General features: G+C 65.2%; 13 protein-coding genes and 1 pseudogene. 9 read left to right on the forward strand and 5 right to left on the reverse strand.

Features of this window, described 5'->3' with window-relative positions:
• The 9 genes and pseudogenes from DY467_RS24380 to DY467_RS24420 all read left to right on the forward strand — a co-directional run.
• Window positions 1–140: pseudogene (locus DY467_RS24380) on the forward strand (flavin reductase family protein); the annotation flags it as partial.
• A gap of 269 nt (window positions 141–409) precedes the next feature.
• A complete protein-coding gene (locus DY467_RS24385) occupies window positions 410–1,207 on the forward strand; it encodes a DeoR/GlpR family DNA-binding transcription regulator (protein WP_164639576.1) in 798 nt (265 codons plus the stop codon).
• Between the two features lie 186 nt (window positions 1,208–1,393).
• Window positions 1,394–2,935: a glycerol-3-phosphate dehydrogenase gene (gene glpD, locus DY467_RS24390; protein WP_349627688.1), complete on the forward strand. Its 1,542-nt coding sequence runs from the start codon at window positions 1,394–1,396 to the stop codon at window positions 2,933–2,935.
• Window positions 2,932–4,011, forward strand: a complete 1,080-nt coding sequence (locus DY467_RS24395; RefSeq protein ID WP_107345978.1) for an ABC transporter ATP-binding protein — start codon at window positions 2,932–2,934, stop codon at window positions 4,009–4,011. The genes glpD and DY467_RS24395 overlap by 4 nt, the downstream gene beginning before the upstream one ends.
• 12 nt (window positions 4,012–4,023) lie before the next feature.
• Window positions 4,024–5,124: an ABC transporter ATP-binding protein gene (locus tag DY467_RS24400; protein ID WP_164639578.1), complete on the forward strand. Its 1,101-nt coding sequence runs from the start codon at window positions 4,024–4,026 to the stop codon at window positions 5,122–5,124.
• Entirely contained in the window at window positions 5,124–6,026 is a 903-nt protein-coding gene (locus DY467_RS24405; protein ID WP_107345976.1) for a carbohydrate ABC transporter permease, read from the forward strand. The genes DY467_RS24400 and DY467_RS24405 overlap by 1 nt, the downstream gene beginning before the upstream one ends.
• Window positions 6,026–6,832: a carbohydrate ABC transporter permease gene (locus DY467_RS24410; protein WP_164639579.1), complete on the forward strand. Its 807-nt coding sequence runs from the start codon at window positions 6,026–6,028 to the stop codon at window positions 6,830–6,832. The genes DY467_RS24405 and DY467_RS24410 overlap by 1 nt, the downstream gene beginning before the upstream one ends.
• Before the next feature lie 156 nt (window positions 6,833–6,988).
• Entirely contained in the window at window positions 6,989–7,315 is a 327-nt protein-coding gene (locus DY467_RS24415; protein WP_107345975.1) for a DUF2160 domain-containing protein, read from the forward strand.
• Window positions 7,316–7,387: 72 nt separating this feature from the next.
• Entirely contained in the window at window positions 7,388–9,175 is a 1,788-nt protein-coding gene (locus tag DY467_RS24420) for an ABC transporter substrate-binding protein (protein ID WP_164639580.1), read from the forward strand.
• A gap of 366 nt (window positions 9,176–9,541) precedes the next feature.
• Here the strand turns inward: DY467_RS24420 and DY467_RS24425 are convergent, their stop codons facing one another.
• The 5 genes from DY467_RS24425 to DY467_RS24445 form a co-directional block, all read right to left on the reverse strand.
• Window positions 9,542–10,642, reverse strand: a complete 1,101-nt coding sequence (locus tag DY467_RS24425) for an alkene reductase (protein WP_164639581.1) — start codon at window positions 10,640–10,642, stop codon at window positions 9,542–9,544.
• Window positions 10,643–10,885: 243 nt separating this feature from the next.
• Window positions 10,886–11,194, reverse strand: a complete 309-nt coding sequence (gene pufW, locus DY467_RS24430) for a reaction-center light-harvesting complex 1 protein PufW (protein WP_164639582.1) — start codon at window positions 11,192–11,194, stop codon at window positions 10,886–10,888.
• Between the two features lie 372 nt (window positions 11,195–11,566).
• Window positions 11,567–12,634: a branched-chain amino acid ABC transporter permease gene (locus DY467_RS24435; RefSeq protein ID WP_164639583.1), complete on the reverse strand. Its 1,068-nt coding sequence runs from the start codon at window positions 12,632–12,634 to the stop codon at window positions 11,567–11,569.
• The gene (locus tag DY467_RS24440) at window positions 12,631–13,656 is read right to left on the reverse strand and encodes a branched-chain amino acid ABC transporter permease (RefSeq protein ID WP_164639585.1); all 1,026 of its coding nucleotides are present in this window, start codon (window positions 13,654–13,656) and stop codon (window positions 12,631–12,633) included. The genes DY467_RS24435 and DY467_RS24440 overlap by 4 nt, the downstream gene beginning before the upstream one ends.
• A gap of 114 nt (window positions 13,657–13,770) precedes the next feature.
• A complete protein-coding gene (locus DY467_RS24445) occupies window positions 13,771–14,493 on the reverse strand; it encodes an ABC transporter ATP-binding protein (protein WP_164639587.1) in 723 nt (240 codons plus the stop codon).
• Window positions 14,494–14,568 lie beyond the last annotated feature (75 nt).

Genomic DNA, 14,568 nt, shown 5'->3' on the forward strand with positions numbered 1-14,568 from the left:
TGGTGCACATCGACAAGCGCCTGATCGAAGACGGCGTCTATCAGACCGCCGCAGCGCGGCCGATCGTGCGCGCCGGCCGGCGCGGCGACTATTTCGAGATCCGCCCCGACGCGATGTTCGAGATGGTGCGGCCGGCCTAGCGGCTTGTGAGTCCAAACGGCCGTCGCCTCCGTTTTGGCCCGTCATGCGGCCTTGCTGCGGTCACTGAGTCCTCACCCTGAGGAGCCCGGCGCAGCCGGGCGTCTCGAAGGGTGGGCCGAGCAGTACCAGCAGCCATGGTTCGAGACGGCGCTTCGCGCCTCCTCACCATGAGGCCGTGCGTGTTGCGGAGCGCAGCTGTCTCGCGCCGCGCGTTGACCTGACGTGCGAACAGCCGCACCATGGCGCATCAACGTTGCAAGGTGCGTGCGTGACGGCTCTGACCCATCGTCAGTCTGAAATCCTCAACCTCGCCCGCGCCTCGGGCCGGGTGATGGTCGAGGATCTGGTGCGGCGCTTCGAAGTGTCGGCGCAGACCATCCGCAAGGATCTCAACGATCTGTGCGACCAGCGCTCGCTGACGCGAATCCACGGCGGCGCGATCATCGCCTCCGGCGTCGCCAATCTCGCCTATGAGGCGCGGCGCTTCGTTGCCGCCGAGGAAAAGAAGGCGATCGGCGCGGCGGCGGCGGCGCGGATTCCCAACGGCTGCTCACTGTTTATCAACATCGGCACCACCACCGAAGAGGTCGCCAGCGCGCTGTCGGCGCACCAGGACCTGTTGGTCATCACCAACAATCTCAACGTCGCGATGCTGCTGTACCGGCATCCGCGGATCGAGGTGATCGTGGCCGGCGGCACCGTGCGGCGGGCCGATGGCGCGGTGATCGGCTCCACCGCCACCAGCCTGATCGGCCAGTTCAAGGTCGATTACGCGATCATCGGCGCCTCGGCGATCGACGAAGAGGGGGCGCTGCTCGACTTCGACTATCGCGAAGTCCAGGCCTCGCAGGCGATCATCGCCAATGCGCGCAGCGTGATGCTGGTGGCGGATTCGACCAAGCTGGAGCGCAACGCGCCGGTGCGGATCGCCGATCTCAGCCAGATCCAAACCTTCGTCACCGACCGGGCACTGCCGCCGTCCTTGCAGGCGATCTGCGATGCGAATGGTATCGAGGTAATCGAAGCCTGCCCGGCGAAACCCGAGCTCGACGAATCCGCGGCCTAAACCGCCTCCCACATCCCCAGTTGTGCCTGTCTCCCAGCCTCTGGGCGATTTCGCGCGGGGAAACGCGATCCCTTTGCAGATCACAGTTGCTTTCGTTTTGGTTTGTGCTTTATTCGTTTTCCAGCGTAAATCGACAGAAGCGAAAGTGCATTGCAGCAAAATGCTGCGATGCGGTGAGGAGCGTCGGTGGGGATGGTGTACGACCTCGCGATCATCGGGGGCGGGATCAACGGCTGCGGCATCGCGCGCGATGCGGCGGGCCGTGGACATTCCGTGTTCCTGTGCGAGATGAACGACCTCGCCAGCGGCACCTCGTCGTGGTCGACCAAGCTGATCCATGGCGGGCTGCGCTATCTCGAATATTTCGAGTTTCGCCTGGTGCGCGAGGCGCTGATCGAGCGCGAGCGGCTGTGGCAGATCGCGCCACATATCATCGGGCCGCTGCGTTTCGTGCTGCCGCATCACGACGGCCTGCGTCCCGCCTGGCGGCTGCGGCTCGGGCTGTTCCTGTATGATTATCTCGGCGGCCGGAAGCTGCTGCCGCCGACCCGTTCGGTCGATCTGGCGCATGACGAAGTCGGCAAGCCGCTGATCCCCGGGCGCTACACCAAAGGCTTCGAGTATTCCGATTGCTTCGTCGACGACGCGCGGCTGGTGGTGCTGACCGCGCGCGATGCCGCCGAGCGCGGCGCCGAGATCCGCACCCGCACCCGCGCGGTGCAGGTCAGCCAGCAGGGCGGCATCTGGCAGGTGACGCTGGAAGATGTTGGCAGCGGCGCGCGCAGCACGATTGAGGCGCGAGCGCTGGTCAACGCCGCCGGGCCGTGGGTCGAGGGCGTGCTTGGCTCCGGCGCCGGGGTCGATGCCCGCTACAAGGTGCGGCTGGTGCAGGGCTCGCACATCGTCACCCGCAAGCTTTACAATCACGACCGCGCCTACATCTTCCAGAATGCCGATGGCCGCATCGTGTTCGCGATTCCGTATCAGGGCGACTTCACCCTGATCGGCACCACCGACCGTGATTATCACGGCGATCCGTCGCAGGTGAAAGCGACGCCGGAAGAGATCGACTATCTGTGCAAGGCGGTGAGCGGCTATTTCGCCAAGCCGGTAACGCCGGCCGACGTGGTGTGGACGTTCTCGGGCGTGCGGCCGCTGTATGACGACGGCGCCAGCGAAGCCAAGGCGGCGACCCGCGACTACGTGTTCGAGCTCGACACCCCGGGCGGCGCGCCGCTGCTGTCGATCTACGGCGGCAAGATCACCACCTATCGCCGGCTCGCCGAAGAGGCGCTGGAGAAGCTGTCGTCGTACCTGAAGAGCGGAACGGCCAAACAGGGCTGGACCGCGCATCAGCCGCTGCCGGGCGGCGATTTCCCGATCGACGGCGGCCCGGCGCTGATCGGCGATCTGTTGCGCGACTATCCGTTCCTCGCTTCGGCTCATGCCTCGCGGCTGGTGCATGCCTACGGCACCCGGGCGCGCGACGTGCTCGGCTCGGCCAAGTCGGCGGCCGATCTTGGCCGCGACTTCGGCGCCACATTGACGGAGGCCGAGGTCCGCTATCTGATGAGCCGCGAATGGGCCTGCAGCGCGGACGACATCGTCTGGCGGCGATCCAAGCTCGGCTTGCGGCTGACACCGGCCGCGGTCGCCGCGCTCGATCAGTGGATCACCGACCGCCGTGCCGCCGAGAAGCCCCAGCAGCAAGCGGGAGGCCGGGCATGAGCGTCAGCCTGGAGAATGTCACCAGGGTGCTGGACGGCGTTCCGGCGATCCGCAACGTATCGCTGACGCTGGAACGCGGTACGCTGAGCGTACTGCTCGGGCCGACGCTGTCCGGCAAGACTTCGATCATGCGGCTGCTCGCCGGCCTCGACAAACCGACCACCGGCCGCGTGCTGGTCGACGGCAAGGACGTCACCGGCGCCGATGTGCGCAGCCGTTCGGTGGCGATGGTGTATCAGCAGTTCATCAACTATCCGTCGCTGACGGTGTACGAGAACATCGCCTCGCCGCTGCGGGTGCAGCGCAAGCCGCGCGCCGAGATCGAGCGCCGCGTCGCCGAGGCCGCGAAGCTGCTTAAGCTCGAGCCGTATCTGCAGCGCACGCCGCTGCAGCTCTCCGGCGGCCAGCAGCAGCGCACCGCGATCGCCCGCGCGCTGGTCAAGGGCGCCGATCTGGTGCTGCTCGACGAGCCGCTCGCCAACCTCGACTACAAGCTCCGCGAGGAGCTGCGCACCGAGCTGCCGAAGATCTTCGAGGCCTCCGGCGCGATCTTCGTCTATGCCACCACAGAACCGTCCGAAGCGCTGCTGCTCGGCGGCCGCACCATCTGCATGTGGGAAGGTCAGGCGCTGCAGGTCGGGCCGACCCCGCAAGTCTATCGCAAGCCCGACACCATGCGGGTGGCGCAGGTGTTCTCCGATCCGCCGCTCAATCTCGTCGGCGCCGAGAAGAAGGCCGGCACCGTGCACTACTCCGGCGGCGTCACCGCGCCGGCAACCGGGGTGTTCGCGGGGCTCTCCGACGGCGCCTACCGCGTCGGCTTCCGTGCGCATCAGATCGAGGTCAAGAGCGCCGATCCGGAGCGGCATGCGTTCCAGGCGACCGTCGCGGTGACCGAGATCACCGGCTCGGAGAGCTTCGTGCATCTGAAGCGCGGCGATGACTATTGGGTCGCGGTGCTGCACGGCATCCACGAGTTCGAGCCGGGCCAGACTCTCGACGCCATCCTCGACCCCGCCAATCTGTTCGTGTTCGACGCGGCCGATCGCCTCGTCGCCGCGCCGAAGCCGATCTGAGGGGACAGCCCGATGGCGCGCATCGATCTCGTCGATCTTGCTCACTCCTATCTGGTCGGTGACGACCTGCCGCCGCAGGCCTATGCGCTGAAGCCGGTGTCGATGACCTGGCGGCAGGGCGGCGCCTATGCGCTGCTCGGCCCGTCGGGCTGCGGCAAGACTACGCTGCTCAATATCATCTCGGGGATCGTCACGCCGTCGCGCGGCAAGATCCTGTTCGATGGCCGCGACGTCACCGCGCTCTCCACCCGCGAGCGCAACATCGCGCAGGTGTTCCAGTTTCCGGTGATCTACGACACTATGACGGTGCGCGAGAATTTGGCATTCCCGCTGAAGAACCGCGGTGTGCCGAAGGTCGAGATCGACCGGCGCGTCGCCGAGATCGCCGACCTGCTCGATCTGACACCGAACCTGAAGCGCAAGGCGACGCGGCTCACCGCCGACGCCAAGCAGAAGATCTCGCTCGGCCGCGGCCTGGTGCGCAGCGACGTCGCCGCGATCCTGTTCGACGAGCCGTTGACGGTGATCGATCCGCATCTGAAATGGGAGCTGCGTAGCAAGCTCAAGGCGCTGCACCGCGCGCTCGACCTGACGATGATCTACGTCACCCACGACCAGACCGAGGCGCTGACCTTCGCCGACACCGTGGTGGTGATGCACGACGGCCGCGTCGTGCAGAGCGGCACGCCAGAGGAACTGTTCGAGCGCCCCGCCCACACCTTCGTCGGCTACTTCATCGGTTCGCCCGGCATGAACATCGTGCCGGCCGAGGTGAGGGGCCGCGAGGCGCTGGTCGCCGGCCATCGCGTGCCGCTCGCGCGCAGTTACGACAAGCTGCCCGCCGGCAAGATCGAGATCGGGGTGCGGCCGGAATTCGTCCACCTCACCGCCAAGGCCCCCGGCCTGATGACCGGCCGTGTCGAACGGATCGACGATCTCGGCCGCATCCGGTTTGCGTCGGTGCGGGTCGGCGACGTCAAGATCGCCGCGCGGGTGCCGGATGGCTTCTCGCCGAGCGGAGATGAAGCGGCGCTGCGGTTCGAGCCGTCGCGCATCCACGTCTATGCCGACAGCGAAATCGTCGAAGGCAGCTCACTGGAGCAGGTCGCCTGATGGACAAGGTCGTCAACCAGAAAGCCTGGTTCCTGGTGCTGCCGGTGTTCGCCATCGTGGCGTTCTCGGCGATCCTGCCGCTGATGACGGTGGTGAACTATTCGGTGCAGGATACCTTCGGCAACAACCAGTTCTTCTGGAACGGGGTCGGCTGGTTCAAGGAGCTGCTCGATCCGTCGACCGATCTCGGTGGCCGGTTCTTCGCCTCGCTGTGGCGCAATCTGGCGTTCTCGGCGATCATCCTGGCGATCGAGGTGCCGCTCGGCATCGTGGTGGCGCTGGCGATGCCGCGCCACGGCTGGTCGGTGGCGTTCTGCCTGGTGATCATGGCGCTGCCGCTGTTGATCCCGTGGAACGTGGTCGGCACCATCTGGCAGATCTTCGGCCGCCCCGACATCGGCCTGATGGGCTACACGCTCAATCATCTCGGCTTCAACTACAACTACGTCTCCAACGACTTCGACGCCTGGGCCACGGTGGTGGTGATGGATGTCTGGCACTGGACCAGCCTGGTGGCGCTGCTGTGCTACGCTGGCCTGAAGTCGATCCCGGATGCGTATTATCAGGCGGCCCAGATCGACGGTGCGTCGCGCTGGGCGGTGTTCAAGGCGATCCAGCTGCCGAAGATGCACCGCGTGCTGCTGATCGCCGTGCTGCTGCGGTTCATGGACAGCTTCATGATCTACACCGAGCCGTTCGTCGTCACCGGCGGCGGGCCGGGCAATTCGACCACTTTCATCTCGATCGAACTGGTCAAGATCGCGCTCGGTCAGTTCGACCTCGGCAAGGCCGCGGCGCTGTCGATCGTCTACAACCTGATCATCATCATTGTGTGCTGGGTGTTCTACACCGTGATGACCAATGCCGGCGCCGAGCGCCAGCCGACCGAAGGGAGCGCGTGATGCATTCGATCCCCGGCCGCCGCATCATCATGGCGCTGTATCTGCTGTTCCTGATGTTGCCGATCTATTGGCTCGTCAACATGAGCTTCAAGACCAATGGCGAGATCGTCTCGACCATGACGCTGTGGCCGCACCAGCCGACGCTGGAGAACTACCGGACGATCTTCACCGATCCGAGCTGGTATTCGGGCTACATCAACTCGCTGCAATACGTCGTTATCAACACCGTGCTGTCGATTTCGTTCGCGCTGCCAGCCGCGTACGCGTTCTCGCGCTATCGCTTCCTCGGCGACAAGCACCTGTTCTTCTGGCTGCTGTCGAACCGCATGGCGCCGGCCGCGGTCTATGCGCTGCCGTTCTTCAATCTGTATTCGGCGCTGAACCTGTTCGACACGCCGTGGGCGGTGGCGCTGGCGCACTGCCTGTTCAACGTGCCGCTGGCGGTGTGGATCCTCGAAGGCTTCGTCTCCGGCGTGCCGAAGGAGATCGACGAAACTGCGTTCCTCGATGGCTACTCGTTCCCGCGGTTCTTCGTGAAGATCCTGATGCCCCTGATCGCCAGCGGCATCGGCGTCGCGGCGTTCTTCTGCTTCATGTTCTCCTGGGTCGAACTGCTGCTGGCCCGCACCCTGACGTCGGTCAACGCCAAGCCGATCTCGGCGGTGATGACCCGCACCGTGTCGGCCGCCGGCATGGACTGGGGCCTGCTCGCCGCCGCCGGCGTGCTCACCATCATCCCGGGTGCGCTGGTGATCTGGTTCGTCCGCAACTACATCGCGCGCGGCTTCGCGCTCGGACGGGTGTGAGGGAATGATGACGCGACCGCACCCCCATCGTCATTGCGAGGAGCGCAGCGACGAAGCCATCCAGCTCCGTGTGCTGGGCTCTGGATTGCTTCGCTTCGCTCGCAATGACGGGGACGGGCTCTTCGCCTGCAACAATCGACGGGGAGGGCTCTGATCATGGATTCCTTCGCATGGATGGCGTGGACCTGGCCGACCGCGGCGTTCTTCGCCGCGCTGGCCGGTACGCTCGCGACCATGACCTGGCTCGCTGTGGTTGATCCCGAGGTCGAGCGCGTCGGTGTCTTGCGGATTCCGACGACGCGCGGCGACCGGTTGTTTCTGTCGCTGATCCTGGCCGCAGTGATTCATCTGGTCTGGATCGCGCTGGTCGGGACCGATCCGCTACTGACGCTGCCGATCGGAGAAGGAGTCGAAGTGTCGAGCCTGTGGCTCGCCACGCTGCTGTCGCTGGTCTCAGCCGTTGCGATCTTCCGCACCGTCTGATCCCGGCGAACGAGGAACAGATCCGGGATCAACCTGGACCTGAATGATGTCGCTCAACGGAGGAAACGAACGATGATTGGACGAAAGACCCACCTCAGCCGTTTGCGGCTGATGACGATGGTGAGCGCCGCGGCGCTGATCGCCACGTCGATGACGCTGTCGCCGGCGCGTGCTGCGGACGACGCGGTCCTGAAGAAGTGGATCGACGAGGAGTTCCAGCCCTCGACGCTGTCCAAAGAAGACCAGATGAAGGAACTGCAGTGGTTCGCCAAGGCGGCCGAGCCGTTCAAGGGCATGGAGATCAACGTCGTCTCCGAGACGCTGACCACGCACGAATACGAAGCCAAGACGCTGGCCAAGGCGTTCAGCGAGATCACCGGCATCAAGCTGAAGCATGACCTGATCCAGGAAGGCGACGTCGTCGAGAAGCTGCAGACCCAGATGCAGTCCGGCAAGAACGTCTATGACGGCTGGATCAACGATAGCGACCTGATCGGCACGCACTTCCGCTACAACCAGACCGTCGCGCTGTCGGACTACATGACCGGCGAGGGCAAGGACGTCACCGATCCGATGCTCGATGTCGCGGACTTCATCGGCACGTCGTTCACCACGGCGCCCGACAAGAAGATGTATCAGCTGCCCGACCAGCAGTTCGCCAACCTGTACTGGTTCCGGTACGACTGGTTCACCAATCCGGACTACAAGGCCAAGTTCAAGGCCAAATACGGCTACGATCTCGGCGTCCCGGTGAACTGGTCGGCCTATGAGGACATCGCCGAGTTCTTCACCAACGACATCAAGGAAATCAACGGCGTCAAAGTCTATGGCCACATGGACTACGGCAAGAAGGACCCGTCGCTCGGCTGGCGCTTCACCGACGCCTGGCTGTCGATGGCCGGCAACGGCGACAAGGGCCTGCCGAACGGTCTGCCGGTCGACGAATGGGGCATCCGCATGGAAGGCTGCCGTCCGGTCGGCTCGTCGATCGAGCGCGGCGGCGACACCAACGGTCCGGCGGCGGTGTATTCGATCGTCAAATATCTCGACTGGATGAAGAAGTACGCGCCGCCGCAGGCGCAGGGCATGACTTTCTCGGAGTCGGGCCCGGTGCCGGCGCAGGGCAACGTCGCCCAGCAGATCTTCTGGTACACCGCCTTCACCGCCGACATGGTGAAGCCCGGTCTGCCGGTGATGAATGCCGACGGCACGCCGAAGTGGCGCATGGCACCGTCGCCGCACGGCGCGTACTGGAAGGAAGGCATGAAGCTCGGCTATCAGGACGTGGGCTCGGCCACGCTTCTGAAGTCGACCCCGGCGGACCGCCGCAAGGCCGCCTGGCTGTATCTGCAGTTCATCACCTCCAAGACTGTCAGCTTGAAGAAGAGCCATGTCGGTCTCACCTTCATCCGTGAGAGCGACATCTGGGACAAGTCGTTCACCGAACGTGCGCCGAAGCTCGGCGGCCTGATCGAGTTCTATCGCTCGCCGGCCCGCGTGCAGTGGTCGCCGACCGGCAACAACATCCCGGACTATCCGAAGCTGGCGCAGCTGTGGTGGCAGAACATCGGCGACGCGTCGTCCGGTGCGAAGACCCCGCAGCAGGCGATGGACTCGCTTGCCGCGGCGCAGGACTCGGTGCTCGAACGTCTCGAGAAGTCGAAGGTGCAGGGCGAATGCGGTCCGAAGCTGAACAAGAAGGAGACCGCGGAGTACTGGTACGCCAAGTCCGAAAAGGACGGCAACATCGCGCCGCAGCGCAAGCTGGCGAACGAGAAGCCGAAGGGTGAAACCATCGACTACGACACCCTGATCAAGTCCTGGCCGGCGACCCCGCCGAAGCGCGCGGAGGCGAAGTAAGCACTCGCGAAGCCTCATGGTGAGGAGGCGCGCAGCGCCGTCTCGAACCATGAGGCGACGCGCGCCGCATCATCCTTCGAGACGCCCGGCTGCGCCGGGCTCCTCAGGATGAGGTCTCTGCAAAATCGAAAGGCCGGGAGCGATCCCGGCCTTTTTGCTTTTGCATTGTCTTTCCACGTCATTCCAGGCTTGCGCCGCTGGCGCGGCGCATCCCGGAATGACGAGTGGAGAGGTGGGTAGTAAGCCTTCTCCCCGAGTCATTCCGGGGCGCTCGCGGAGCGAGCGAACCCGGAATCTCGTCGTAGCAACTGCTGGATTCCGGGTTCGCGAGCTGCGCTCGCGCCCCGGAATGACGGTGCGTGCGGCTTACTGCGCCGCCTGCGCCGACTCCAGCGTCGGGTAGTCGGTGTAGCCCTTGGCGCCGCCGCCGTAGAAGGTCGACTTGTCGGGCTCGTTCAGCGGAGCATTCCGCTTCAGGCGCTCGACCAGGTCCGGGTTGGAGATGAACGGCTTGCCGAACGCGATCAGGTCGGCGGCGCCTGCGTCGAGCTGCTTGTTGGCGAGCGCGAGGTCGTAGGCATTGTTGCCGATGTAGGTGCCGCCGAAGCGCTTGCGCAAGCTTGCGTAGTCGAACGGCGCGATGTCGCGCGGGCCGCCGGTGGCACCTTCGATGACGTGGATGTAGACCAGCTTCAGCTTGTTGAGCTCGTCGACGATGTAGTCGAACAGCGCCTGCGGGTTGGAGTCCGAGACGTCGTTGGCCGGCGTCACCGGCGAAATCCGGATGCCGGTGCGCTCCGGTCCGATCTCCTTGGCCACCGCCGCGGCGACTTCCAGCATCAGCCGCGCCCGGTTCTGGATCGAGCCGCCATATTCGTCGGTGCGCTTGTTGCTGCTGTCGCGGGCGAACTGGTCGAGCAGATAGCCGTTGGCGCCGTGGATCTCGACGCCGTCGAAGCCGGCCGCGATCGCATTGGCGGCCGCTTTCCGGAAGTCTTCGATGATGCCGGGGATTTCAGACAGCTCGAGCGCCCGCGGCTCGGAGACGTCCGCGAACTGGCCGCCGACGAAGGTCTTGGTGTTGGCCCGGATCGCCGACGGCGCGACCGGGGCGCCGTGGTTCGGCTGCAGGTCGACATGCGAGATGCGGCCGACATGCCAGAGCTGGATGAAGATCTTGCCGCCGCGCTTGTGCACCTCGCCGGTGACCTTGCGCCAGCCTTCGACCTGGGCCTGCGAGTAGATGCCGGGCGTGTCCTGATAGCCCTGGCCCTGCTGCGACACCTGGCTGGCCTCGGTAATCAGCAGGCCGGCGCTGGCGCGCTGGCCGTAATACTCCGCCGCCAGTGGGCTCGGGACGAGCCCCTCGGGCACGGCGCGGTTGCGGGTCAGCGGCGCCATCACGACGCGATTGGCGAGGGTGATCGGGCCGAGCTTGTAAGGTTCGAAGAGCTTGGAAGTCGACATGGGGCCGTCCTGGACAGTTACGGATGTCAGGAACTTGGGGGGCGGCCCCCGAAACACAATGGCCCAGCCGAAAATAGATGCGTCCGCATGAAACTTTGCAGTGCGGTTTCGAAAATGCCGTTCTTAAGGGAAGAGAATTCCTGGAAATCACGCGGGGCGGGATGATTCCTGCCGGCCCGCAGTTCGGCGGCGGAGAGGCGCCGCCGAACCTGTCTTCGCGATCGCGCGTTCGGTGCGCGTCGTTTAGGCGGCTACGACCGTGCGGCGCTGGCGGCGGAAGAACCAGAACACGATCGGGCCGACGAACAGCGTGCCGAACGCCGGCAGCGCAGCGACCCGCAGCATCGCGGTGGCGTCGAGCACTTCGCCGCCGATGCCGGCCTTGCCGAGCACGAAGGCGGCGACCAGCGTGATAAACGGCCCGACCACCATCGAAGCGGCACCGGCCGCCTGGCAGTACAATTTGCCTTCCGGCGCGGAGGCGGCCAGCACGCGCGCCACCACGGCGGTGGCGACGAAAGCGATCGCGGTAAGGACCAAGAGCAGCATCATTCCAACTTCCTGTTTGGTCGGACGCTCCCCTGCCGCAGCGTGAAGATGGTGCTGGAGTAGGGAGAATGTCCTAGGTCGACAAAGGCGCGGACTATGGGAGGGCGCCTGTTCAGCGGCAACAGGATACTTTGTGCGCTGCAAACGATGTTGATCGAGCGCAGAAACTGCTTCTTATTTTACCGGCGCGGGTACTCGCCCGAGAGGTATCGCGGGACGCGAACAGGCAGTTTAATACCGAAATCCTGCACCCATGCGCTGAGTGGCGGCGCTGCTATCAACCTCTGGGATATGAGAGGCGGCACTAAAAAGCCGAAGGCTGGAATCGTTCGAAGCGATCCGGCCGAATGGGTCGCTCCTAAGACTTTCGTCGAGCTACTCGGCGGCCTTCGGCGTCCCGCGCAATCGGCCGACGATTCCGGTCGGAAAGAAGTACACGCTGGCGACGAACAATAGCCCGAGCCACAGCAGCCAGCGGTCGGGATGCAGCAGGTTCGGCAGCAGCGGTAGCCCGGCATCGGCGGCTGCGGTCGAGGCGGCGCCCATCAGCGCCTGCAGATAGTTCTGCGCCAGGATGAAGATGGTGGCGCCGATGATCGCGCCGTAGATCGTCCCCATGCCGCCGATCACCACCATCAGCAGGATGTCCAGCATGATCGAGAACGACAGCGACGTATCCGGTCCGGCATAGCGCAGCCACATCGCATTGAGCACGCCAGCGGCGGCGGCGACCAGCGCGGCCAGCACGTTGGCGTAAGTGAGATGAAACACGGTGCGATAGCCCAGCGCCTCGGCGCGGAAGCGGTTCTCGCGGACCGCCTGCAGCACCCGGCCGAACGGTGAGTTCACCACCCGCAGCAGCGCCAGGATCATGCCGGCGCAGCCGACCAGAATGATGTAGTAGGTCAGGATCCGGCCGTTGATCCGCACCCCGAAGAAGTCTTTGACGAACACCGTGCCGGGCCGCAGCAGCTCCGGCAGACTGAAGCTGCGGCCATCCTCGCCGCCGGTCAGCCACGACAGCTGCGACGCCAGCACCAGGAAGGCGGAAGCGACCGCTAGCGTGATCATCGCAAAGAAGATCGCCTCGACCCGCAGCGAGAACAGCCCGATGACGAGTGCCAGCAAGGCCGCGAGCGGCAGGCCGATGATGATGCCGGCGCCGACCGCCGCCCAGCTCGGCCCCATGCCGTACAGCGCGATCGCCACCGCGTAGGAGCCGATCCCGTAGAACATGGTGTGGGCGAACGACACCGTGCCGGTGTAGCCGAGCAGGAGATCATACGACGCCACCAGCGCCGCGAAGATGCAGATCTTGGCGGCGACGTTGAGCGGCTTGGCGCCGGGAAATACGAACGGGGTGATCGCCAGCATCACCACGATCGTGATCAGCAGCAGCGACAGCACCCGGCTGCGCGGCGGATCGCCGGACAGGATCATCATCGACTTGTCACCGCATAGAGCCCGCGTGGTCGCCACATCAGGATCGCGACCATCAAGAGGATGTTGGAGACCAGCGCCAGCTTCGGCACCAGGAAGCCGCCGTAATTGGCGACCATCGCCACCAGCAGCGCGCCGATGAAGCAGCCGCCGACTGAACCGAGCCCGCCGATGATCACGACGATGAAGATCAGCACGGTGAGCTCGTTGCCCATCGAGGCGTGGACCTGCTCGCGATACAGCGCCCACATCACGCCGCCGAGCCCGGCTAGCGCCGAGCCGACCATGAACACGCCGAGGAACAGCCGCTTGACGTGATAGCCGAGCGCTTCGACCATCTCGCGGTTCTCGACGCCGGCGCGGATCAACAGGCCGATCTTGGTGCGGTTCAGCGTCAGCTGGATGCCGACGAACACCACGAGGCCGACCAGCATCACCAGCAGCCGATATTTGGCGATGGCGATGTCGCCGATGATGAACGAGCCCCGCAGCGACGTCGGCAGCGGCAGCGGGATGATCTGCGGCCCCCACAGCGCATACAGCGCCTGCTCAGCGACGATCAGTCCGCCGGTGGTCATCAGGATCTGCTTCAGATGCTGGCCATACACCGGCAGGATCAGCACCCGCTCGACCACCACGCCGAGCGCGCCGGACACCGCCATCGCGGCCAGCACTGCGGGCACCAGCACGGCGAGATTGGTGAGCAGCGAATCCGCGCCCGACATCGCCGCCAGCGGCAGCAGCACCAGCGTCGCCACATAGGCGCCGACCGCGATGAAAGCGCCGTGGCCGAAATTCAGCACGTCCATCAGCCCGAACACCAGCGTCAGGCCCGATGCCATGATGAAGATCATCATGCCCATTGCCAGGCTGGCGACCGTCAGCGTCACCCAGGACGAGAACGAACCGACCAGCGGCAGCATCAACAGCGCCAGGATCGCCGGCAGTAGCACCGGCAGCAGATCTCGCTTGGCTTGCGGCAGCGGATCGGAGGTGGAGGGCGCGGGGACGGGAACGTCGGTCATGTCAGCTCCGATCGTCATTGCGAGGAGGCGAAGCCGACGAAGCAATCCAGCTCCGTGCACGGGCTCTGGATTGCTTCGCTTCGCTCGCAATGACGGAGAGGGGATCGCGTAAAGTCACTGATGCGCCTCCAGGCTGAGGCCGAGCAGGCGCTCCTGCAGCGGCACGTCGGCGGCAAGCTCGGCCATGGCGCCGCGATGCACGATGCCGCCATTGTCCATCACCACCACGCTGTCGCCGATCTGTTGGGCGACGTGGAAATTCTGCTCGACCAGCAGAATGGTGGCGCCGGTGCGCTTGAGTTCGGCGAAGCAATCGATCAGCGCGCCGATGATCGCCGGCGCCAGCCCCTTGGTCGGCTCGTCGATCAGCAGCAGCTCGCGCGGCTCGATGATGGCGCGGGCAATCGACAGCATCTGCTTCTGCCCGCCGGAGAGCGAGCCGGCGCGCGACAGCCAGAATTTTCGTAAGGCCGGGAAGAAGCCGAAGATCCAATCGAGGCGCCCAGCGTCCATCTCGCCGTCGCGCGCCGCCAGGATCAGGTTTTCCTTCACGGTGGGATCGGAAAACACCGCCATCGTCTCCGGCACGTAGCCGACGCCGAGCCGCGCGATATCCGGCGTCGCCATCGCTTCGATGCGCCGGCCGCCAAGGGAGATCTCGCCGCGCGACGCCGGCCACAGCCCCATGATGGTCCGCAGCGTCGTGGTCTTGCCGGCCCCGTTGCGGCCGAGCAGCATCGTGGTCTGCCCCTCCGGCACCACGAAGTCGACGCCCTGCAGGATGTGATAGCGCCCGATATTGGTATGCACGCCGGAAAGGGTGAGGAGGTCGGTCATGCGACGTCCGTTGGTGTGGAGGTATGACCTCTCCCCGAAGCGAAGCCTGCTCCCCTCCCCCTTGCGGGGAGGGGT

This window comes from Rhodopseudomonas sp. BR0G17, from assembly GCF_010907025.1.
Classification (GTDB): Bacteria; Pseudomonadota; Alphaproteobacteria; order Rhizobiales; family Xanthobacteraceae; genus Rhodopseudomonas; species Rhodopseudomonas palustris_H.

What these genes read in the sequence shown, in the direction of transcription:
- DY467_RS24395 (WP_107345978.1), top strand. Translation starts at nt 2,932, where the DNA reads ATGAGCGTCAGCCTGGAGAATGTCACCAGGGTGCTGGACGGCGTTCCG.
- DY467_RS24400 (WP_164639578.1), top strand. Translation starts at nt 4,024, where the DNA reads ATGGCGCGCATCGATCTCGTCGATCTTGCTCACTCCTATCTGGTCGGT.
- DY467_RS24405 (WP_107345976.1), top strand. Translation starts at nt 5,124, where the DNA reads ATGGACAAGGTCGTCAACCAGAAAGCCTGGTTCCTGGTGCTGCCGGTG.
- DY467_RS24410 (WP_164639579.1), top strand. Translation starts at nt 6,026, where the DNA reads ATGCATTCGATCCCCGGCCGCCGCATCATCATGGCGCTGTATCTGCTG.
- DY467_RS24415 (WP_107345975.1), top strand. Translation starts at nt 6,989, where the DNA reads ATGGATTCCTTCGCATGGATGGCGTGGACCTGGCCGACCGCGGCGTTC.
- DY467_RS24420 (WP_164639580.1), top strand. Translation starts at nt 7,388, where the DNA reads ATGATTGGACGAAAGACCCACCTCAGCCGTTTGCGGCTGATGACGATG.
- DY467_RS24425 (WP_164639581.1), bottom strand. Translation starts at nt 10,642, where the DNA reads ATGTCGACTTCCAAGCTCTTCGAACCTTACAAGCTCGGCCCGATCACC.
- pufW (WP_164639582.1), bottom strand. Translation starts at nt 11,194, where the DNA reads ATGATGCTGCTCTTGGTCCTTACCGCGATCGCTTTCGTCGCCACCGCC.
- DY467_RS24435 (WP_164639583.1), bottom strand. Translation starts at nt 12,634, where the DNA reads ATGATGATCCTGTCCGGCGATCCGCCGCGCAGCCGGGTGCTGTCGCTG.
- DY467_RS24440 (WP_164639585.1), bottom strand. Translation starts at nt 13,656, where the DNA reads ATGACCGACGTTCCCGTCCCCGCGCCCTCCACCTCCGATCCGCTGCCG.
- DY467_RS24445 (WP_164639587.1), bottom strand. Translation starts at nt 14,493, where the DNA reads ATGACCGACCTCCTCACCCTTTCCGGCGTGCATACCAATATCGGGCGC.